Source organism: Haliea sp. E17, assembly GCF_048323675.1.
In the GTDB taxonomy this organism is placed as follows: domain Bacteria; phylum Pseudomonadota; class Gammaproteobacteria; order Pseudomonadales; family Halieaceae; genus Mangrovimicrobium.
On the sequence record NZ_JBLWFK010000002.1, the window covers coordinates 781206 to 800048 of the forward strand.

19 protein-coding genes, 1 tRNA gene and 1 other RNA gene are annotated in these 18843 nt (G+C 65.5%); 4 read left to right on the forward strand and 17 right to left on the reverse strand.

Annotated elements, in window-relative coordinates:
* Positions 1-168 precede the first annotated feature (168 nt).
* Positions 169-603 carry a universal stress protein gene (locus tag ACNKU3_RS06610; RefSeq protein ID WP_418258623.1) on the forward strand — a complete coding sequence of 145 codons (435 nt, stop codon included), beginning with the start codon at positions 169-171 and terminating at the stop codon, positions 601-603.
* Between the two features lies 1 nt (position 604).
* Here ACNKU3_RS06610 and ACNKU3_RS06615 read toward each other — a convergent pair whose 3' ends face one another.
* Complete coding sequence (locus tag ACNKU3_RS06615; protein WP_418258624.1) at positions 605-826, reverse strand: glutaredoxin family protein; 222 nt, start codon at positions 824-826, stop codon at positions 605-607.
* Between the two features lie 107 nt (positions 827-933).
* Here ACNKU3_RS06615 and ACNKU3_RS06620 point away from each other — a divergent pair, with 107 nt between their 5' ends.
* A complete protein-coding gene (locus ACNKU3_RS06620; RefSeq protein WP_418258625.1) occupies positions 934-1710 on the forward strand; it encodes a TrmH family RNA methyltransferase in 777 nt (258 codons plus the stop codon).
* Between the two features lie 10 nt (positions 1711-1720).
* On the opposite strand, the gene ACNKU3_RS06625 is transcribed toward ACNKU3_RS06620, so the two are convergent.
* The 11 genes from ACNKU3_RS06625 to ffs form a co-directional block, all read right to left on the reverse strand.
* Positions 1721-2896 (reverse strand): vWA domain-containing protein, encoded by a 1176-nt coding sequence (locus ACNKU3_RS06625; protein ID WP_418258626.1) that lies wholly within the window; start codon positions 2894-2896, stop codon positions 1721-1723.
* A gap of 16 nt (positions 2897-2912) precedes the next feature.
* A complete protein-coding gene (locus tag ACNKU3_RS06630) occupies positions 2913-3758 on the reverse strand; it encodes an AAA family ATPase (RefSeq protein WP_418258627.1) in 846 nt (281 codons plus the stop codon).
* Between the two features lie 35 nt (positions 3759-3793).
* Entirely contained in the window at positions 3794-5329 is a 1536-nt protein-coding gene (locus tag ACNKU3_RS06635; RefSeq protein ID WP_418258628.1) for a VWA domain-containing protein, read from the reverse strand.
* Entirely contained in the window at positions 5329-5700 is a 372-nt protein-coding gene (locus ACNKU3_RS06640; protein ID WP_418258630.1) for a hypothetical protein, read from the reverse strand. The genes ACNKU3_RS06635 and ACNKU3_RS06640 overlap by 1 nt, the downstream gene beginning before the upstream one ends.
* A gap of 12 nt (positions 5701-5712) precedes the next feature.
* Positions 5713-6150: a YcgN family cysteine cluster protein gene (locus ACNKU3_RS06645; RefSeq protein ID WP_418258631.1), complete on the reverse strand. Its 438-nt coding sequence runs from the start codon at positions 6148-6150 to the stop codon at positions 5713-5715.
* Positions 6143-6415, reverse strand: coding sequence for a YcgL domain-containing protein (locus ACNKU3_RS06650; RefSeq protein WP_418258633.1), 273 nt, complete (start codon positions 6413-6415; stop codon positions 6143-6145). The genes ACNKU3_RS06645 and ACNKU3_RS06650 overlap by 8 nt, the downstream gene beginning before the upstream one ends.
* Positions 6412-7530 carry a ribonuclease D gene (rnd, locus tag ACNKU3_RS06655; RefSeq protein WP_418258634.1) on the reverse strand — a complete coding sequence of 373 codons (1119 nt, stop codon included), beginning with the start codon at positions 7528-7530 and terminating at the stop codon, positions 6412-6414. The genes ACNKU3_RS06650 and rnd overlap by 4 nt, the downstream gene beginning before the upstream one ends.
* Positions 7531-7540: 10 nt before the next feature.
* Positions 7541-8140 carry a recombination mediator RecR gene (gene recR / locus ACNKU3_RS06660; RefSeq protein WP_418258636.1) on the reverse strand — a complete coding sequence of 200 codons (600 nt, stop codon included), beginning with the start codon at positions 8138-8140 and terminating at the stop codon, positions 7541-7543.
* Positions 8141-8155: 15 nt separating this feature from the next.
* Positions 8156-8476, reverse strand: a complete 321-nt coding sequence (locus tag ACNKU3_RS06665; RefSeq protein WP_418258637.1) for a YbaB/EbfC family nucleoid-associated protein — start codon at positions 8474-8476, stop codon at positions 8156-8158.
* A gap of 10 nt (positions 8477-8486) precedes the next feature.
* Positions 8487-10274 (reverse strand): DNA polymerase III subunit gamma/tau, encoded by a 1788-nt coding sequence (gene dnaX / locus ACNKU3_RS06670; RefSeq protein ID WP_418258639.1) that lies wholly within the window; start codon positions 10272-10274, stop codon positions 8487-8489.
* 98 nt (positions 10275-10372) lie between these two features.
* Positions 10373-10469, reverse strand: an RNA gene (gene ffs, locus ACNKU3_RS06675) — signal recognition particle sRNA small type.
* 442 nt (positions 10470-10911) lie between these two features.
* On the opposite strand from ffs, the gene ACNKU3_RS06680 reads away from it, so the two are divergent.
* Positions 10912-11430 (forward strand): nuclear transport factor 2 family protein, encoded by a 519-nt coding sequence (locus ACNKU3_RS06680; protein WP_418258640.1) that lies wholly within the window; start codon positions 10912-10914, stop codon positions 11428-11430.
* Positions 11431-11433: 3 nt separating this feature from the next.
* Here ACNKU3_RS06680 and ACNKU3_RS06685 read toward each other — a convergent pair whose 3' ends face one another.
* The 3 genes from ACNKU3_RS06685 to ACNKU3_RS06695 all read right to left on the reverse strand — a co-directional run bounded on the left by ACNKU3_RS06685 (position 11434) and on the right by ACNKU3_RS06695 (position 15940).
* The gene (locus ACNKU3_RS06685) at positions 11434-12585 is read right to left on the reverse strand and encodes a sulfotransferase family protein (protein WP_418258642.1); all 1152 of its coding nucleotides are present in this window, start codon (positions 12583-12585) and stop codon (positions 11434-11436) included.
* Positions 12586-12891: 306 nt separating this feature from the next.
* Positions 12892-14457 (reverse strand): acetolactate synthase large subunit, encoded by a 1566-nt coding sequence (locus ACNKU3_RS06690; RefSeq protein ID WP_418258643.1) that lies wholly within the window; start codon positions 14455-14457, stop codon positions 12892-12894.
* Positions 14458-14497: 40 nt separating this feature from the next.
* Positions 14498-15940: a coniferyl aldehyde dehydrogenase gene (locus tag ACNKU3_RS06695; protein WP_418258644.1), complete on the reverse strand. Its 1443-nt coding sequence runs from the start codon at positions 15938-15940 to the stop codon at positions 14498-14500.
* A 131-nt stretch (positions 15941-16071) separates the two neighbouring features.
* Here ACNKU3_RS06695 and ACNKU3_RS06700 point away from each other — a divergent pair, with 131 nt between their 5' ends.
* Positions 16072-17463 carry an FAD-binding oxidoreductase gene (locus ACNKU3_RS06700; RefSeq protein ID WP_418258645.1) on the forward strand — a complete coding sequence of 464 codons (1392 nt, stop codon included), beginning with the start codon at positions 16072-16074 and terminating at the stop codon, positions 17461-17463.
* A gap of 16 nt (positions 17464-17479) precedes the next feature.
* On the opposite strand, the gene hisC is transcribed toward ACNKU3_RS06700, so the two are convergent.
* Both hisC and ACNKU3_RS06710 read right to left on the reverse strand, forming a co-directional pair.
* Complete coding sequence (gene hisC / locus ACNKU3_RS06705) at positions 17480-18544, reverse strand: histidinol-phosphate transaminase (RefSeq protein WP_418258646.1); 1065 nt, start codon at positions 18542-18544, stop codon at positions 17480-17482.
* Positions 18545-18714: 170 nt separating this feature from the next.
* Positions 18715-18790: transfer RNA gene (locus tag ACNKU3_RS06710), tRNA-Glu, on the reverse strand.
* Positions 18791-18843 lie beyond the last annotated feature (53 nt).

Consider the following 18843-nt stretch of genomic DNA (forward strand, 5'->3'; position numbering starts at 1 on the left):
CGCACGGTTCCAGCGGGCATACTCTGGCTCACGCTCTACCAGTGGCACGTAATTCAGATCGCGATAGCGATGTATTTCATTTTGTCTTGATCAAGGTCAACTTCACCCCGTTCCCCGGCAGCCGAACTATGCTATAACTTATGCGAAAGTCATAGCCGGAGGCTGAAAATGGCCCACTACAAAAAAATCCTGATTGCCGTTGATCTCAGTGACGAATCCGACCTGGTGGCGCAGCGCGCCCGTGCCGTCGCCGAGGGCGGCGACAACGAACTGCACGTGATTCATGTTATCGAGCCGCTGAGCTTCGCCTACGGCGTGGACATTCCGATGGATTTTTCCGGGTTGCAGGATGAAATCCAGACTCAGGCCAGGCAGCAACTGCAGCGCTTCGGCGCGAAACACGGTATCGACGAGTCACACCAGCATATCGTGCTGGGCCGTCCGGAAGTTGAAATCCATGCCGCCGCCGAGGAGATCGAGGCGGACCTGATCGTGGTCGGCAGTCACGGCCGCTACGGCCTCGCCCTGCTCATGGGCTCCACAGCCAACGGTGTGCTGCACGGCGCCAAGCGCGATGTGCTGGCGGTGCGGGTCGGCGACTGATTCAACCGGCGGCGAGAAACTCCCCCAGCAGGGCTGCGTCGAAGGGCCAGTTGAGTTCGCCGCCGTCCTCCCGCTGCAGCACCGGGATAGTCAGCCCGTAGCGCTCGAACAGGACGTCGGATTCGCTGATATCGACCTCCCGGTAAGGCGCGCCGCTGGCGTCCAGCAATTCTGCGGCCAGTTCGCACAGGTGGCAGGCGGCGGTGCCGTAGAGTGTGAGCATGCGGCTCTCTCCGCTGTTTGATTGGATGATCCCGCGCGGTTGGAACCCGCGCGCCACGGCGCTACCATAGCGCCGCCCAGCGACTTTGCAAGAGCCACCAGCCCCCGATGAACGAATCCAGTGACAGCTACCGCGAGAAAAAAGCGTTCTTTGACCGGGTGCTGACCATCTACGGCCGCAAACCGGTGCTGGAGGCGCTGCGCGACGCCGACCTGCAATGCCATCGCCTGCACCTCGCCGACAGCAACCGCCAGGGCGGGATCGTCGGCGAACTGCTGGCCGAAGCGCGGCGCCGCAATGTGCCGGTCAGCCACCATTCCCGGGACGAACTGGCCCGCATCTCGAAAAACGGCAAGCAGGACCAGGGCGTCGCGCTGGATATCCTGTGCCCGGAGTTTCGCGGCCTCGACGCCTACCTGGCGGAACTGCCCGGGTTACCGCGCCAGCGCATCCTGGCGCTGGACGGCATTACCAATCCGCAGAATCTCGGCATGATCCTGCGCTCGGCCGCCGCCGGCGCCATCGACGCCGTGCTCTGGTCACGCAGGGGCAATGCGGCCCTCGGGCCGCTGGTGATCAAGGCCAGTGCCGGCACCGTGTACAAGGCGCCGCTGGTGCTCTGCGACGCCCTGCCCCAGGCCCTGGAAATGTGCGCCGGGCAGGGTTGCGAAATCCTCAGCCTGCGGGCGGATGCGGTCGAGTCGCTGTTTGGCTACCGCCCCGCGGGACACGCGATCTATGTGCTGGGGAACGAAACCAGCGGGGTTTCCGCGGCCGTTGGGAAACTCGCCAGCCGCGGGCTGGGTATTCCCATGCAGCGCGGCGTCGAATCGCTCAACGTGGCGGTAACCGCGGCGCTGATCGCCTACGCGGAAAACCCCTGAGACAGGCGGATTATTTCGAGAGGTAGCCCATCGCATCCTCAAGGCCCTTCAGGGTCAGGGGATACATGTGCTCTTCCACCAGTTCCCGCACCACACCCACGGACTGGGTGTAGTGCCACTCATCCCGGGGCACCGGGTTGATCCAGGCCACCTTGTCGTAGACCTCGCGCAGGCGGGTCATCCACACCGCCCCGGCTTCCTGGTTCCAGTGCTCCACGGAACCACCGGGCTGCAGGATTTCATAGGGCGACATCGAGGCGTCACCAATGAAGATCACCTTGTAGTCGTGGCTGTACTTGTGCATCACATCCAGTAGCTGGGTGCGCTCGTTGTGCCGGCGGATATTGTTCTTCCACACGCTTTCGTAAATGAAATTGTGGAAGTAGAAGTACTCCATGTGCTTGAACTCGGTGCGGGCCGCCGAGAACAGTTCCTCGCAGACTTTCACGTGGGGGTCCATGGAACCGCCGACATCGAAAAACAGCAGGACCTTCACCGCGTTGTGCCGCTCCGGCACCATCTTGATATCCAGCAGGCCGGCGTTGCGGGCGGTGGAGTGGATGGTGTCGTCCAGGTCCAGTTCATCGGCGGCGCCGGTGCGGGCGAACTTGCGCAGCCGGCGCAGGGCGACCTTGATATTGCGGGTGCCCAGTTCGACGCTGTCGTCGAGGTTCTTGAAGTCGCGCCGGTCCCAGACTTTCACCGCCCGCTGGTTGCGCCCGTTGGGGCCGACCCGGATGCCCTCGGGATGGTAACCCTCCTGGCCGAAGGGCGAGGTACCGCCGGTCCCGATCCACTTGCTGCCGCCCTGGTGGCGCTTTTTCTGTTCCTCGAGGCGTTTCTTGAATTCCTCGATCAGCTTTTCCAGCCCGCCGAGGGATTCGATTTTCGCCTTCTCCTCCTCCGACAACTGCTTGAGGAATTCCGTGCGCAGCCAGTCGTCGGGGATCAGCGCTTCGATGACATCGTCGAGCGCCTCGAGGTTCTTGAAATGCAGGCCGAAGGCGCGATCGAAGCGGTCGAAGTATTTCTCGTCCTTGACCATGCAGGCGCGGCTGAAATAGTAAAAGTCATCCACCGAACCGAACACCACGTGGCGCTGCAGGCCCTCGATCAGGTCGAGCAGTTCCCGTGTGGTCACCGGGACGCCGGCGTCGCGCAGGCCCTGGAAAAAATTGACTAACATGGCGTATCAGGCACCACTAGCGCATTTCGCGGCGGTGCATGAAAGCCAGGCGCTCCAGCAGGTGCACGTCCTGCTCGTTTTTCATCAACGCGCCGTAGAGGGGCGGGATGGCCTTGGTGGGATCGCGCTCCTTGAGGATCTCGTCGGGAATCTCGTCCGCCATCAGCAGTTTCAGCCAGTCGATCAGCTCGGAGGTGGAGGGCTTCTTCTTCAAGCCGGGAATCTCGCGCAGGTCGAAGAACACATCCAGCGCCTCGGCGACCAGGTCCTGGGCGATACTCGGGTAGTGCACGGCGATGATCTCGCGCATGGTGTCGCGGTCGGGGAAATTGATAAAGTGGAAAAAGCAGCGGCGCAGGAAGGCGTCGGGCAGTTCCTTTTCGTTGTTACTGGTGATGATGATGATCGGCCGCTGCTTCGCCTTGATGGTTTCGCCGGTCTCGTAGACGAAGAACTCCATGCGATCCAGCTCGACCAGCAGGTCGTTGGGGAACTCGATATCGGCCTTGTCGATCTCGTCGATCAGCAGCACCACCTGCTCGTCCGCCGCAAAGGCTTCCCACAGCTTGCCGCGCTTGATGTAGTTGGCGATATCGTGGACTTTCTCGTCGCCGAGCTGGGAGTCGCGCAGGCGGGACACCGCGTCATACTCGTACAGCCCCTGCTGGGCCTTGGTGGTGGACTTGATATGCCACTGGATCAGGCGCTTGCCCAGCCCCGCCGCCACCTCTTCCGCCAGCAGGGTCTTGCCGGTGCCCGGCTCGCCCTTGATCAGGAGCGGGCGCTGCAGCGCGACCGCCGCGTTGACCGCCATCCGCAGGTCATCGGTAGCGACATAGCGCTCGGTGCCTTCAAATTTCATGGTGTACATCCCGTGCTAGAACAAAAGTACAAAGGTTACTGAGTGGCAGGGCCCGATTCAAGCGAGGCGCTGTCATTGGCCGGCTGAGCGGCGGACAGGGCCGCCCGCCGCAGTGCGGGATCGGGAGTGGCGCGCAACTGCTCTGCCCGCCTGCGCCAGATCTCCAGCTTGCGCCGCTGGCGCCTGCGCAGGACCAGCCAGAGCAGGCCCAGGCCGGCCGCACTGCAACTGCCGAGCAACAGCAGGGGCAGGCGGAAACCGTCGTATTCCGGGGCGTCGCCCCGGGTCACCAGGGTCGGTTGGCCATCGGCAGAGACCATCTCGAGGAACAGCGGCAACTGCCGGCGAATGTCTCCCGCGGCAAAGTCGACCAGCACCCGGTATTCCCCGGGGGTCTCCAGGGCGGGCAGCACGACGCGATAGCCGCCGTCAGCAGACGCTTCGATCGCCTGGTCCTCGATGCGGCGCAGGGTATCATCCGGGCCGGAAATTACGATATCCACGCGCGGCGCTGCCCCGGGAAATGCCGGGGCCGGCGATTCGCCGGAGGCCGCGAGCTGCAGGCGCAGCGCTACGCTCGCCCCCGCCGCCTGGCGCGAGCCCTGCTCGGGCAGCGCATCCAATTGCAGGCCGGCGCGCAGCAACACCTGGGCCCGGTCACGCTCTGCGACCGCCAGCTGCCAGGTTCCCGGCGCCGGAGCATCGACCGTGACCAGGGTAATGTCCCCACTGTGAATCACCTCGGCGCCCGCTTCAGCTGATACCAGGCTGATGCGCTTCCCCGCCGGGTCGCGCAACGCATCGCCACTGTCGCGTTCACCGCGCAGCAAGAGGCTGATACGCGTCGTCTGCTCATCGACCACAAAGCCGTCGTCCGCGAGCGGCAGGCGGTTAATGTCGGCCGCACGGGTGAGCACCCGCAGGATGTCATCGGGCAGGGTCGCGGCGGTGTCGGCGTGCACTGCCACTCCCCCGGTGGATGCGGCCAGCGCCTGCAGGAAGCTGCCATCCACCTGGTCGGCAAGCGCGATGGTATGCACCGAAATACCCTTTTCATCGAGTTGCGGCGCCAGTTGCTCGAGGACCTCGCGGGCGGCGGCCGCGTTCAGCATGGGGGACCGGGCGACCGTCACCCGCCCGTCGGTCAGCAACAGGAGGCTGGTGCGACGGGTGTTATCGAGTGTGTCGAGATCGAACAGCGCCGCCTGCAGGGCGGCGGGGATATCCCGCTGGCTGCCCCCGGGATGAGCCGGGTAGGCAGCCAGCGCGGCCTTCGCCCGCCGGCGCCAGGCGTCGTCCACACGCCCGTAGGGAACCAGCTCGCTCACCGTATCCGCAAATAGCCAGACACCCGCGCTGGCGCCATCCGGCAGCAGCGCCAGGCCGAGTCGCAGCGCATCCCGGACCTGCTGGCCATCGGGATCCGAGTCGCGCATATTGGCGGAGGCATCGACCAGCAGGCGCAAATCGGCGGCTGCGATAACCGGAGGTGCCCCCGCGGCAACGGCACTGGAAAGCAACAGGACAAGCAGCGCGGGAAGCAGGCTCGGGAAGCCGGCGCGGTGCCGCATCAGCCGCCATCCTCCCCGGCCCCGGGGGCAGTGGACTGGCGGGCACGCCGTAACACGGTGAAACGCAGCAGCACCGCGAGCAACAGTGCGACCAGCGACGCCGCAACCAGCGGCCGCAGGGCGTGTTGGGCGGCCTCCGCGCCGGCGGTCATATACTGGAAGGCCGCCACCACCAGCGCCGGGGCGAAAGTGGTAACGCCTTCCTTGGGGTAGGCGGGGGTCAGCAACAGGGCGGCGCTGAGCAGCACCAGCAGCAGGCTGGGGAAACCCGGCCAGCGGCGCAGCAGCCACCACGCCAGCAGCAATACCGCGAGGGCACCGGCACCGAGGTAGACCGCCATGGCGGTATGGTAGGAACTGTCACTCAGCACTTGTCATCACTCCTATTCCACCCAGGTCACGATGAGTTCCTCGTAACTGTCGGGGTGCACGTTTTGCTCCGGCAGGGTTCGGCCGCGGATCGAAATACCCGCCGAGTGCACCGTTTCCCGCGAACCCGACACCAGGTGATGCCAGTCCGGCAGGCGCTCGCCGCGGGCGCGCAGGCGATAGGCACAAGTGGAGGGCAGCCAGTCGAGATCACCGACCATGTCCGGCACCAGGGTTATACACTCGGGCACCAGCTGCGAGCGCTTGCGGTAGTCGCTGCAGCGGCAGGTCGCTGCATCCAGGAAACGGCAGTGCACCCGGGTATAGAACACTTCACCGCTATCCTCGTCTTCCAGCTTGTGCAGGCAGCAGCGGCCGCAGCCGTCACACAATTCCTCCCACTGCTGCGGGTTCAATTCCGCCAGTGACAGCTCGTGCCACCATTCAGTCACCGGCCTTCTCCCGGCGCAGCAGTTCCTCTGGCGTCGGCGGTATTTGCAGGTAGTAGCCCCGGGCCTCGATCTGCGCCAGCACCTCGGCGGCGTCTGCGCGCGCCAGTTTGCGTCCAGGCTCCAGCATCAACAGCATGATGCTGCGCGGCTCGCCGAACTGCTGCATCAGGGCTTCTGGAATGTCCTCGAAGCCTTTGGCCCGGTCCACGTAGAGGTACATCTCCGCGCGCCGGGAGCTGCAGAAAATTTCCACCAGTCGTTTCACGCGGCAAGCTCCCGCAGGTAGTTGCACAGGGGTTCGATCACCCGCGGCTGGCGCCAGCCCTGCCACTGCGGCGGCTTTGCCGCCCCATCGCGCAACAGTTGTTCGAGGTCCCGGCTGGACAGCAGCATTTGCGGGGCGATGCCGAGGTCCCTGCCGATGTGCTCAAGGCGCTGCTTGAGCTGCTTCAGCTGATCGCGCTGGCGCGCCGCGAGGGGTTCCGGCAGCGTTTCGGGCAGCTGCTCCGGGGACAGGTGATCCTGGGCGGCTACCAGTTCGAGCAGGGCCTCGCCGTGGCGGCGCAGGACCCGCGGGTGCATTTCGACCTTGCCGCGCAGCTGGCCCATGTCCCGCGGTTGCAGCCGGGCCAGTTGCATACAGGCCTGGTCGTCGATGATCCAGCTGCGCGGGCGATCCTCATCCCGCGCCACCTGGTCGCGCCAGTCGCAGACCGCAATCAGGGTCGCCAGCTGCCGCGGGGCGAGCTTCCAGGCCTGCTTGATTCGCAGGTAGTAGCCGCCGACGTCCGAGGCGAGCCCGTTGCAGGCGGCTGCGCCCTCTTCCAGGACCCAGTCGAAGCGATCCTGCTCGCGGCAGCGCTGTGCGAGGATGTGGTAGACCTGCAACAGCCAGATCACGTCCTGCGCGGCGTAGTGGCACTGGGACTCGGTGAGCGGCCGCTGCAGCCAGTCGGAGCGGGTTTCCCCCTTGGGCAGGTCCTCGCCGCACAGTTCCAGCACGGTGTTACGGTAGCCGAGGCCAAAATCCATGCCCACCAGCGCCGCCGCCTTCTGGGTGTCGAACAGCGGTGCCGGCAGGACGCCCAGCCAGCGCTGAAAGACCTCGAGATCCTCGCTGGCCGAGTGCAGTACCTTGACCACGCGGGCATCCTGCAGCAACGCGCGCAGGGGATCCAGTTCGGTGACCTTCAGGGGATCGATGAGCCACGCGGTACCGGCGGCGTCACAGTCGTCAAAGCACAGTTGCAGCAGTGCCACCTGCGGGAAAAAGGTGTTGCGGCGCATGAACTCGGTGTCGACCATCACCGCGCTGCAGCCCTCGGCGCGCGCCAGCAGGCCGGCGAGCGCAGCGTCGGATTCGATTAATTGCCAGTCCATCCAGTTCTTCCTATTCCAGCGGACGGCGGCCGGAGAAGGCATGCGCCAGCGTCGAGCCGTCCACGTATTCCAGTTCGCCACCCAGCGGCACCCCGTGGGCGATCCGGCTGACCTTGATGCCGCGGCTGCGCAGCGCATCCGCCAGGTACCAGGCTGTCGCCTCGCCCTCGACGGTGGGGTTGGTGGCGAGGATAACCTCGGTCACGCCCTCCTCCAGCACCCGCTTCTGGAAGTGATCCAGGCCCAGTTCCTCGGGGCCGATGCCGTCGATCGGCGAAAGGTGCCCCATCAGCACGAAGTACTGCCCGCGATAGCTGCCACTGGATTCGACCGCCAGCACATCCGCCGGGGTCTCCACCACGCAGACGGTCGCCGCATCGCGGCGGGGGTCGGCACAGATTTCACAGACCTCCAGTTCGGTGAGGTTGCGGCAGCGGCTGCAGTGGTCGATGCGCTCGATAGCCTCCTGCAGCCGGCGGGCGAGTTCACCGGCGCCTGCGCGATCGCGCTCCAGCAGGTGCAGGCTCATGCGCTGGGCGGATTTCGGACCCACACCGGGCAGGCAGCGCAGGGCCTCGATCAGGGCCAGCAGGGCGGGACTGAATTGCATGTGTGCGCGGCAACCTCAGAAGGGAAACTTCATGCCACCGGGCAGGTTCAGCCCGGAGGCGAGGCCGGACATCGCCTCGCGGTTGTGCGCCTCGACCTTGCGTACCGCGTCGTTGACCGCGGCGGCCAGCAGGTCTTCCAGCACTTCCTTGTCCTCCTGCAGTACGGAAGGATCGATGGTCACCCGCTTGACGTCGTGGCGGCCGGTCATGACCACGCTGACCAGTCCCGCGCCCGCCTCGCCACGCACTTCGGCATGGGCGAGATTTTCCTGGGCTTTTTGCATGTCCGCTTGCAGTTGCTGTGCCTGCTGCATCAGGTCTGAAAGATTTTTCATTGCTGTGTCCTCACGAATCCAGCGGCGCGATCGAGCTGTGATCCAGCCGCCCGTCAAAACGTGCCATCAGCCCCTGCAGGCGCTGATCCTTTTCGATTTCCTCTACCGCCTGCTGCTGGCGCTCTCCGGCCAGGCGCAGGCGGCGCATTGCGGGGGTCTCCGCGTGCGGCTGGCCGATCTCCACGGTAACCGACAGTTCGCGCTCAAAGTAGTTCTGCAGGGCCAGGCGCAGCTTGGTCTCGTGGCTCTCGTTGAACAGTGCCGCATTACCGGCGTCCAGCACGAAGCGCAGCCGGTTGTCGTTGACGTGGGCCAGGGCCATGTTGCTGGCGACGCTGTGCACCACACCGACCAGCCCCAGCCGGTCGATCAATTCGACCCATTGCTCCGGCGCCACCATCGCCTGCCCTGCGCCCGCTCCCGGGCTGCTGCGGGAGGGCGTTGCCGCCGGCTGCTGCGCCGGCTGCACCGGTGGCGGCGCTGTCGGCCTTGCCAGCTCCGGTACCGCGGGAGGCTGCGCTTCCACAGCGGTTTCGCGCGCCGCCACGGGCGGTTCGGGAACCCGGACCGGCGCGGGCTCCGCCTGTGGCTCAGGGGACTTTTTTAGCGGTTCCGGCGCCTCCCTGGTGGCGGCGCGGGCAGTCTCGGCATTATCACCCTGCGGTGCTGCCGCGGGTCCGGGTTTAGCGGAACCGCCGGGCGCTTGTGCTGCCGACGCGGGACGGAAGGCCAGCATCCGCAGCAGCAGCATTTCGAAACCGGTGCGCGGTTCCGGCGCCAGGCCCATGTCGCGCTTTCCGTTGATGGCGATCTGGTAGTAAAGCTGGGCGTCCTCCGCGGTAATCGCGGCGGCCAGGGCGCTCAAGGCCTCGGCATCCCCCCAGTTGTTGTCTACCGTATCCGGCACCGCCTGCGCCAGGGCGACCCGGTGCAGGAGGGAAATCAGTTCGTCGACACTGTTGTCGAAGTCGGCGCCGTGTTCCGCCATTCTCGCCACAGCGTCCAGCACCGGCCGGGGTTCCCCGGCGGCAATTTTTTCCATGACCTCGTGAATGAAGCCGAGGTCGACACTGCCGAGCATGGCGCGGACATCAACTTCCAGCAGTTTACCCGAACCGAAGGCGATGCCCTGGTCGGTCAGGCTCAGGGCATCGCGCATACTGCCGGATGCGGCGCGCGCCAGCAGCCACAGGGCCGGTTCCTCGAAGCTGATCATCTCCTTGTCGAGAATGTTCGACAGGTGGCCGACGATCTGCTCCGGCGGCATGTTCTTGAGGTTGAACTGCAGGCAGCGCGAGAGCACGGTGGCCGGGAGCTTCTGCGGGTCGGTGGTGGCGAGCAGGAACTTGACGTGGGGCGGCGGCTCCTCGAGGGTTTTCAGCAGCGCGTTGAAGCTGCTGGTCGAGAGCATGTGCACCTCGTCGATGAGGTAGACCTTGTAGCGCGAATTGGTGGGCGCGTACTGGACGTTTTCCAGCAGTTCGCGGGTGTCTTCCACCTTGGTGCGCGAGGCCGCGTCCACTTCCAGCAGGTCGACGCTGCGGCCCTCGGCAATTTCCCGGCAGGCGCCGCACTCGCCGCAGGGCTCGGAACTGACGCCGCGCTCGCAGTTCAGGCACTTGGCGAGGATACGGGCAATGGTGGTTTTACCGACCCCGCGGGTGCCGGTGAACAGGTAGGCGTGGTGCAGGCGGTCGTGGTCCAGGGCGTTGATGAGCGCGCGCAGCACGTGCTCCTGGCCGACCATTTCCCGGAAGCTTTTCGGCCGCCATTTGCGCGCGAGGACCTGGTAGGACATACCCTGTTATCTATTTAACCCAAAGGGTCTGAGGATACACCACCGCCCGCGAGACAGAAACTCCGGCGAGCCGGCAGTGGGCCCTGAAATGGAGATGGCCCAGACAGCCACACCCCGGCACACGAGTCGATAATTACCGTTGCTCCCTTCCGGGCCTGGCGGGGTTCACTACCTATCGTTGCGGGGGGACCGCCTGGGCCACCACAGAACCTGCGCCTGAAATTGCCGGTTGAGGGCCCACCGGCGCAGAGGGCGCGTATTGTGATGGAATCGACCGCGGGCTGCAAGCCGTGAACGCCAATCAAGGAGATAGTGGCTGGATTTGGACCTGGTTGTGGGGTACTCGCCGAGCGTGAAACGGCTCCTGCCTGCCGGAACACGCCAAAAAGCGCACATCCATGTGCAGGCTCGGGCGGCGACGTCCTGTCGCCGCACGGTTCCAGCATTCAGGAGCCGTCTCACACTCTACCCGCGGCACATGAACCACCATTCGACAGTAACTCCGCCAGGGCCTCAGCACTTGACGACGAAGCAATTGACCCCCATTGTAAAACCCGCTTTCTATATTTTGGTGGCTCCGTAAACTGCCACCAGCTCACAAAATAACAAGGGCCGCAGGCCCCGGGAGCCCCAGAGCATGTCGCACGCAGACATCAGCGAAATCACCCAGATCATCAACCTCTACGGTTTCGCCGTGGACAGCCAGCGCTGGGACCTGTTCGACCGGGTATTTACCGAGGACGTGGAGGCTGACTTCAGCGAGCCCGCCCACTGGTACGACCGGGAGAGTTTCAAGCGCGACTTCGGCGCCTTCCACGATCCCTTCGACAGCACCCAGCACAGCATGATGAATCACCTGGTGGACGTGCGCGGGGATACTGCCACCGCGCTCACCAACGGTACCTGGCGGCTGGTGCGCAAGGCCACCGACGGCAACCCGCTGTGGGACGGCAGCGGCTGGTACGACGACCAGCTGGTGCGCACTGCACAGGGCTGGCGCATAAAACGCCGGGTCTGCCGCATCGTCTGGTGGGTGGGCAACCCCAGGGTCAACGAGACCATTCCGGGGGTCGCCTTCGAGCTGGACACGACGGTGTTGCGCCGGGAGGCCGAGGCCCGGCGGGTCAGCTTCCTCAACGCATTGCTGGAGGACTGATTCTCAGCGCGCAGCCGCGATGCCGAAGCGCTGGTTGTAGAACGCGAAGCGCTGCGCCAGTTGCGCGAAATCGATGCCGAAGGTCTCCGGCGGCGTGCGCTCGATGGTGAACTTGTCCCGGGCGTTCTCGCGCCGCCAGTCCTGCATGCGCTCGCGGGTCTCCACAGTGAATTCCTCGCCGAGAAACTCGTAGAGCGCCGCCATTGCCGGGAATGGGTCTTGCTGGAAAGGCGCGAAATGGATATCGAAGAAGCGCGCCTCGTTACCCGCGTCGCGGAAGGCGATCATCCGTCGCATGCCCAGTTCGCAGAAATCGGTCACCTCGGCGCCAATGGCGTGAAGATCGACGTTGTCGCAGCCGTTGCGGCGCAGCTCGAAATACAGGTCCGCCACCGAGGGAATTACACTGCCGATGTCGCGGTGGGTCATCCAGAAGCGCGCGTCGGGAAACACTGCGTCCAGGGCGTCGATAAACAGCGAATGCGAGGGGTTTTTCAGTCGCCAGTTGGTCGGCGGGCAGCGCCACTGCAGGAGCTTGAGCACGCGTTTCACGTAGCGGTAGGTCGACACCAGGTCAGCCTCGTGATTGAGCCAGTGCACGTAGCCGGGGATGTTGCCGAAGGCCTGGAAAATCTGCGACTTGAAATCGAAGCCCATTAAATTCTGGCACTCCATGGGCCCCGTCGCCGTACTCGGCAACATGGCCTTCATCCGCGGGAAATGCTCGTCCCGACGGCGCATCATCTCTTCCGCCCGGGCAATACGTGGATCGTCGTGCTGGGTGGCAAGTTCGGGCGGCGGGCAGGGTTCGTTGGATTCCCAGTTGCGCAGGTAGCGAATCGCCGGGTCTTCCGCCAGCAGGCAGGACAGCGCCGTCGACCCGGTGCGCGGCAGCCCCAGGCCGATCAGGGGCGCGACAATTTCCTGCTCGTCGATTTCGGGGTGCCGCGAATACCAGTCTTCGATCCGCAGGCGATTGCACAACAGGCCGACAATCTGCATGTCGAAGCCCATCTTTCCCGCCGGATTGAAATCGGCCTCCGCGTCAGCCGAGGCGACCAGCCGTTCCAGTCCCTCGCGGAAACTGTCCTCACCGAAATTGTTCAGCCCCGTTGCATCCCGGGCCTGGCCCAGCAACTGCTCTACCCTGTCCACCTGTTGTTGTCCTTATGTCGATGTTTAGCGGAGGACCATGCTAATCCGCGCTCGAAAAAGGCGCAAATCAACCGCGTATGGGAAGTGGCCCATATTGAATCCTCGACGCCGGAGTACTTTACCCGAGCGTGAAACGGGAACTGCCTGCTGGAACACGCCAAAAAGCGCACATCCATGTGCAGGCTCGGGCGGCGACATCCATGTCGCGGCACGGTTCCAGCAGTCAGTTCCCGTCTCACACTCTACCTCTGGCACAAGATTTAAATTGCGCAGCAACTCAGCCTTTACCTGGACTCCGGGATCAACTCAACCCAGCGCCAGTGGCGGCACCCGCGCATCGATCAGGAAAGGCCCGGGCGATGCCAGCGCCCCGGCGAGCAGTGCGTTGAACTCCTCCGCCGTGGTGGCGACGCCCGACGCCACCCCCATGCTCTGCGCCATCGCCGCGAAATCCAGCGCGGGGGAACCGATGTCCAGCAGGCTGGCGGCATTCGGCCCGGGTTTGCCGCCGCGCGCGCCGGTGCGCAGGAATTCCAGTTCCAGGATGCTGTACTTGCCGTTGTTGAGAAGCACCACGGTGATATCGAGCGCCTCCCGGGCCATGGACCACAGCGACTGGATGGTGTACATCGCGCTGCCATCGCCCTCCAGGCAAATGACCTTGCGCTGCGGACAGGCAATGGCGGCTCCGACCGCGACCGGCAGGCCGAAGCCGATGGAGCCGCCGGCTTCACTGAGCCAGTCGTGGGGGCGCGCATTGGCAGTGGCCGGGAAACAGGCCATGCCCGCCGTTATGCCTTCGTCCACCACGATGGCGTCCTCGGGCAGGTAATGCGCCAGCGACTGGGCGATGCTGCCGGCGTCCAGCGGCCCTGCCGGCGGCGGGGGCAATTCCAGGCCGTGGCAGGCCGCCAGCGCACCTTCCGCGTGGCAGGCTGCGGCCAGCGCTGCCAGGGCGCCGTCGATATCCTCCTCCGGCGAGGCCAGTTGCAGGGTCTTGCAGGCGGGCTGGGTGAGTTCGCTGGGAACGCCAGGGTAGGCGAAGAAACCCACCGGCGGCCCGCAGCCCACCAGCAGCACGTGCTGGTAGTCGCGCAGCACGTCGATTGCCATTTCCGCGAGGTAAGGCAGGCGCTCGATGCGCGCCGTACCCGCCCCGCGGCGCACCCGGGCCGGGAAGGTCTCGGTCATCAGGTGCGCGCCGGTCGCCGCGGCGATACGCCCCAGCAGCATGCCCTGCTGCGCGGAGACCTCTCGCCCCCCGGCCATGATCAGCGTGGGTTTGCCGGAACGCAGCAGCGCCGCGGCCTGTTCGATCCGTGCGGCGGGCACGGCAGCGGGCGGTGTGGCCTCCCCGGCCGCATCCGCGCCCCCGGGGTTGTCGCCCCAGGAAACATCCGCCGGCAGAATCAGCGTGGCGATGCGCCCGCTACCCGCCTGGCGCACGGCTTCGGCGCCATCCCGGGCGATATTCGCGGGAGCGACGGAGCTGTGCACCCAGTGCGACACCGGCGCGGCGAGGCCGGCGATATCGGAGGTCAGTGGCGCGTCGAACTGCTGGTGGTAGGTGGCATGGTCCCCCACCACGTTGACCACCGGCAGGTGCGCCTTGCGGGCATTGTGCAGGTTGGCGATGGCGTTGCCGAATCCCGGCCCCAGGTGCAGCAGGGTACTGGCGGGTTTGCGCGCCATCGAGGCATAGCCGAGCGCGGCGCCGCTGACCACGCCTTCAAACAGGCACAGTACGCAGCGCATGCCCGCCACCTCGTCGAGCGCGGCGACGAAGTGCATCTCGGAGGTTCCCGGATTGGTAAAGCAGACTTCCACGCCGCTTGCGACGAGGGTTTTTATCAGGCTCTCGGCGCCGTTCATGGCAGCCTCCTGTCTTCTTGCATGCGGATAAGCCGCCAGTTCAACTCTTCAGTTTCAGCATCAGGCCGAGCAGTTTCTGCGCCAGCCCCTTGTAGGGCGGCATCAGCAGGTCGAGCGTCCTGATCGGTCCCTGGTAGAACACCGGCCGCAGCTTGGAGAAGGTGATGAAGCCCTCGCGGCCGTGGTAATGGCCCATGCCGCTGTTGCCGACGCCGCCGAAGGGCAGGCTGTGCACCGCGGAATGCAGCAGGCCGTCATTGACGGTGACGCCGCCGGACATGGTGTTGTCGATATACCACTGTGCGAGTTCCCGGTCGTTGGAGTACAGGTAAAACGCCAGCGGTCGATCGCGGCCGTCGATATAGTCGATCACCTCCTGCGCCTCGCGGTAGGTTTTGACCGGCAACAGCGGCCCGAAGATTTCCCGCTGCAGGATCTGCATGTCGTCGCTCGCGTCGAGTACCAGGCGCGGCGCCATGATACGGCGCCCGGCGTCGGCGCTCTGCCCCTCGAGTAAATCGACGATGCGTGCGCCCTTGTCCCGGGCGTCCTGCAGGGTCGCCTCGAGACGGTCGAAGGCGCGTTGGTCGATGATGGCGGTGTAATCGCCGTTGTTGATCTGCGGATAGCGGCGCGCCGCCACCCGCTTCGCTGCGGCGACAAACTCGTCGAGTTTGTCTTCCGGCACGAACAGGTAGTCGACAGTGATGCAGATCTGCCCGGCGTTGAACATTTTTACCCACATGATCCGCTCGGCGGCCTTGCGCATGGGGTAGTCCGGCGCCACCACCGCGGGGGACTTGCCCCCCAGTTCGAGGGTAACCGGCGTCAGGTTGCGGGCGCAGTTGGCCATCACCGCCCGGCCCGTGGCGGAAGAACCGGTAAAGAACAGGTGGTCGAAAGGCATACTGGTGAACGCCGGCCCGCGGCCGCCGCCGTCCTCGAAGAATGCCAGTTTGCCCTCGGGGAAATAGCGCGGGCTGATCTCCCTGAGCAGGTGCGCGAGGGTATTCGAATTTTCCGACAGCTTGACCATGGCGGTGTTGCCCGCGGCGAAGATACCGGTCAGCGGTGCGAACGCCATGGAGATGGGAAAATTCCACGGCGCCACCACGCCGACCACCCCGAGCGGCTGGGGCAGCAGGCGGGCCTTTGCCAGCGGGTACTGGGTGGGGTCCAGCGAGCGCTTCTGCGGCCGCATCCAGTTACCGACCTGCTTCGCCGCGTCGAGCAGGCCCTCCTGGTTCATCAGCAGTTCCGCCATCAGGGTTTCGAAGCGGGCGCGGGTGCCGTAGTCGGCATTGACGGCTTCGACCAGCGCCTCGCGATTTTCCACCAGCATGCGGTGCAGGGTTTTCAGGTCCGCCACCCGCTCCTCGCGGCCCGGGTTGCGGTGGGCCCGGTACCAGGCCTGCTGGGCGGTAAAAACCCGCTGGAATTCCTCGGGGATAACGGGATTGTCCGGGGTAAATGGCTGGTTCATGGCATACCCTTCCTGTTACTGCGGGGCCGGCGTGAGCGCCCAGAGTACTACAATAGACCTGCTCCGGTCCGCTGTGTAATGCTGGCGAATCAGCAGGACACGCAGACCACACCCTGCCGGAGGAAAGGCCCATGGACATAGTCGCGCAACTGCGCGCACTGATCGGCGACAATGCGGTACTGGACGCCACCCAGCTCGCCGACCGCAGCGCGGGCATCTGGCGACAGGATCACCTGCGTGCCCTGGCCCTCGCCCGCCCCGCCAGCACCGAAGAGGTGGCCGCAGTCCTGCGCTGTTGCCAGCAGCATCAGCACAGCGTGGTCACCCAGGGTGGCCTCACCGGGCTCGTGCACGGCGCCGACGCCGCTGCCGCGGAGGTGATTCTTTCCACCGAGCGCCTGCGCGCCATCGAATCCATCGACCCGCAGCAGCGCTGCGCCACGGTGCAGGCCGGCGTCACCCTGCAGGCCCTGCAGGAGGCCGTGGAGGATCACGACCTGATGTTCCCGCTGGACCTCGGCGCCCGCGGCAGCGCCACGCTCGGCGGCAACGCCGCCACCAACGCCGGTGGCAACCGGGTGATCCGCTACGGCATGATGCGCGACATGGTCCTCGGGCTGGAGGTCGTGCTGGCGGACGGCAGCGTGTTGTCGAACATGAACCGGCTTATCAAGAACAACGCGGGCTACGACCTGAAGCAGCTGTTCATCGGTTCCGAAGGCACCCTCGGAGTCATCACCCGGCTGGTGCTGCGCCTGCGCGAGGCGCCGCGAAGTCACGACATGGCGCTGGTGGGCGTGGAATCCTTCGACCAGGTGGCCGCGCTGCTCAAGCACGTGGATCGCGGGCTGGGCGGCAGGCTTTCGGCCTTCGAGGCTATGTGGCAGGACTTCTACCGGCTGGTGAGCTCGCCGCCGGCGCAGGGCCGCCCGCCCCTGCCCCAGGACTACCCCTACTATGTCCTGCTGGAATCACAGGGCGCGGAACCCCAGGGCGACCGGCAACAGTTCGAGCAGGTCCTGGAGTCCGCGCTGGTCGAGGGCCTGATTGCCGATGCGGCGCTGGCCAATTCGCAGGCCGACTGCGCGGCGTTCTGGGCCCTGCGCGACGACGTGGCGCAGGTCTTCAACGGCGGAACGCCGCTGATCTACGATATTTCGCTGCCGATCGCGGAAATGGAAAACTACGTCGCCGGGCTCACCGGGGCCCTGGCTGCCAGCGTGCCAGGCCATCGGCTCTGGGTGTGGGGACATCTCGGCGACGGCAACCTGCACCTCGCGGTGCAGCTGCCCGCAAACCAGGCCGAAAGCCTGCGCCCGGCGGTCGAACGCGCGGTGTACACGCCGCTGGCGGAATTCCGGGGCTCGGTTTCCGCCGAGCACGGCATCGGCCTGGAGAAGCGCCCCTGGCTGCCGGTCAGCCGGACGCCGGAAGAACTGCGGGCCATGCACTGCCTCAAACAGGCCCTCGACCCACAGGGCGTTCTCAACCCGGGAAAAATACTCGAACCCGGCCCGGCGTGAGGAATCCCGCTGCCCGCTAGCGCGGCGCGAGAATTCCGGACAGCGCCGAGAGCAGTTCCTGCATCTGTTCGTCGGTGCCGATGCTGATGCGCAGGAACTCGCTGATCCGCGGCTTGTTGAAATAGCGGACGATGATGCCGCGCTCCCGCAGTGCAGTGAACAGTGCCTCGCCGGCGTGATCCGGGTGCCGCGCCAGCACGAAATTGGCCGCCGACGGCAGGACCTCGAAACCCAGTTCTTCAAGCCCGCGCACGGTGAAATCGCGCGTCGCCATCACCCGCCCGCAACAGTCGCGGAACCAGGCTTCGTCCTGCAGCGACGCCAGCGCGGCCTGCTGGGCAATAGTGTCCAGCGGATAGGAATTGAAGGAATCCTTGACCCGCACCAGCGCCTCGATGAGCTCGGCGTGCCCGTAGGCCACGCCCACCCGCAGCCCGGCCAGGGAGCGGGACTTGGACACCGTCTGCACCACCAGCAGGTTGTCGTACTCGGGAATCAATGCCACCGCGGATTCGCCGCCAAAATCGATATAGGCCTCATCGACCAGGACGACCGCGTCGCGGTTGGCGTCCAGCAGCCGGCGAATTTCCGCCAGCGGCAGCAGGACACCGGTCGGCGCATTGGGGTTGGCGATAAGAATAGCCCCGTTGCCGGCGCGATAGTCATCCACCGCTACGCTGAAGTCCTCGCGCAGCGGCACCGGTCTGCACTCGACGCCGTAGAGTTCGCTCCACACCGGATAGAAGCTGTAGGTCACATCGGGGAACAGCAGCGGTGTTTCGTGCTTGAGCAAAGCGGCGAAGGCGTGGGCCAATACCTCATCGGAACCGTTGCCGATAAACACCTGCTCCGGTGACAGGCCTTCGCGGACGGCACAGGCCTCGCGCAGTGCGCTGGAGTCCGGGTCCGGGTAGCGGCGCAGCTGGTCGCCGGTCACCGCCGCAATCGCCGCCAGCACACCCGGGGCCGGGGGATAGGGATTTTCGTTGGTGTTCAGTTTCACCAGGCGCGTTCCCCGGGGCTGTTCACCCGGCACGTAGGGCGTCAGGCGGGACGCCAGTTCACTCCAGAAACGACTCATCGGGGCAACGCCCTCCTCCAGCGAAATGCTGCGCGCAGTGTAACCCGGAACGCCCGGCCAGCAGGAGCCCGCAGAGCGCGGCGCCTGCGAAGCGGAATGGACCAGCCGTCATTTCCCGCCGGATTTTTCCCCGGGCATAAAAAAACCCGGCCTGAGCCGGGTTTTGAATGTGGCATCCCCTAGGGGGTTCGAACCCCTGTTACCGCCGTGAAAGGGCGGTGTCCTAGACCACTAGACGAAGGGGACGCAGTGGTCTGGCCGTTGCCAGAAGCGCGCATTATAAGGAACCAAATCCGCTT

Coding starts and splice junctions, on each gene's coding strand:
- ACNKU3_RS06610 (WP_418258623.1), top strand. CDS start 169: ATGGCCCACTACAAAAAAATCCTGATTGCCGTTGATCTCAGTGACGAA.
- ACNKU3_RS06615 (WP_418258624.1), bottom strand. CDS start 826: ATGCTCACACTCTACGGCACCGCCGCCTGCCACCTGTGCGAACTGGCC.
- ACNKU3_RS06620 (WP_418258625.1), top strand. CDS start 934: ATGAACGAATCCAGTGACAGCTACCGCGAGAAAAAAGCGTTCTTTGAC.
- ACNKU3_RS06625 (WP_418258626.1), bottom strand. CDS start 2,896: ATGTTAGTCAATTTTTTCCAGGGCCTGCGCGACGCCGGCGTCCCGGTG.
- ACNKU3_RS06630 (WP_418258627.1), bottom strand. CDS start 3,758: ATGAAATTTGAAGGCACCGAGCGCTATGTCGCTACCGATGACCTGCGG.
- ACNKU3_RS06635 (WP_418258628.1), bottom strand. CDS start 5,329: ATGCGGCACCGCGCCGGCTTCCCGAGCCTGCTTCCCGCGCTGCTTGTC.
- rnd (WP_418258634.1), bottom strand. CDS start 7,530: ATGGACTGGCAATTAATCGAATCCGACGCTGCGCTCGCCGGCCTGCTG.
- recR (WP_418258636.1), bottom strand. CDS start 8,140: ATGCAATTCAGTCCCGCCCTGCTGGCCCTGATCGAGGCCCTGCGCTGC.
- ACNKU3_RS06665 (WP_418258637.1), bottom strand. CDS start 8,476: ATGAAAAATCTTTCAGACCTGATGCAGCAGGCACAGCAACTGCAAGCG.
- dnaX (WP_418258639.1), bottom strand. CDS start 10,274: ATGTCCTACCAGGTCCTCGCGCGCAAATGGCGGCCGAAAAGCTTCCGG.
- ACNKU3_RS06680 (WP_418258640.1), top strand. CDS start 10,912: ATGTCGCACGCAGACATCAGCGAAATCACCCAGATCATCAACCTCTAC.
- ACNKU3_RS06690 (WP_418258643.1), bottom strand. CDS start 14,457: ATGAACGGCGCCGAGAGCCTGATAAAAACCCTCGTCGCAAGCGGCGTG.
- ACNKU3_RS06695 (WP_418258644.1), bottom strand. CDS start 15,940: ATGAACCAGCCATTTACCCCGGACAATCCCGTTATCCCCGAGGAATTC.
- ACNKU3_RS06700 (WP_418258645.1), top strand. CDS start 16,072: ATGGACATAGTCGCGCAACTGCGCGCACTGATCGGCGACAATGCGGTA.
- hisC (WP_418258646.1), bottom strand. CDS start 18,544: ATGAGTCGTTTCTGGAGTGAACTGGCGTCCCGCCTGACGCCCTACGTG.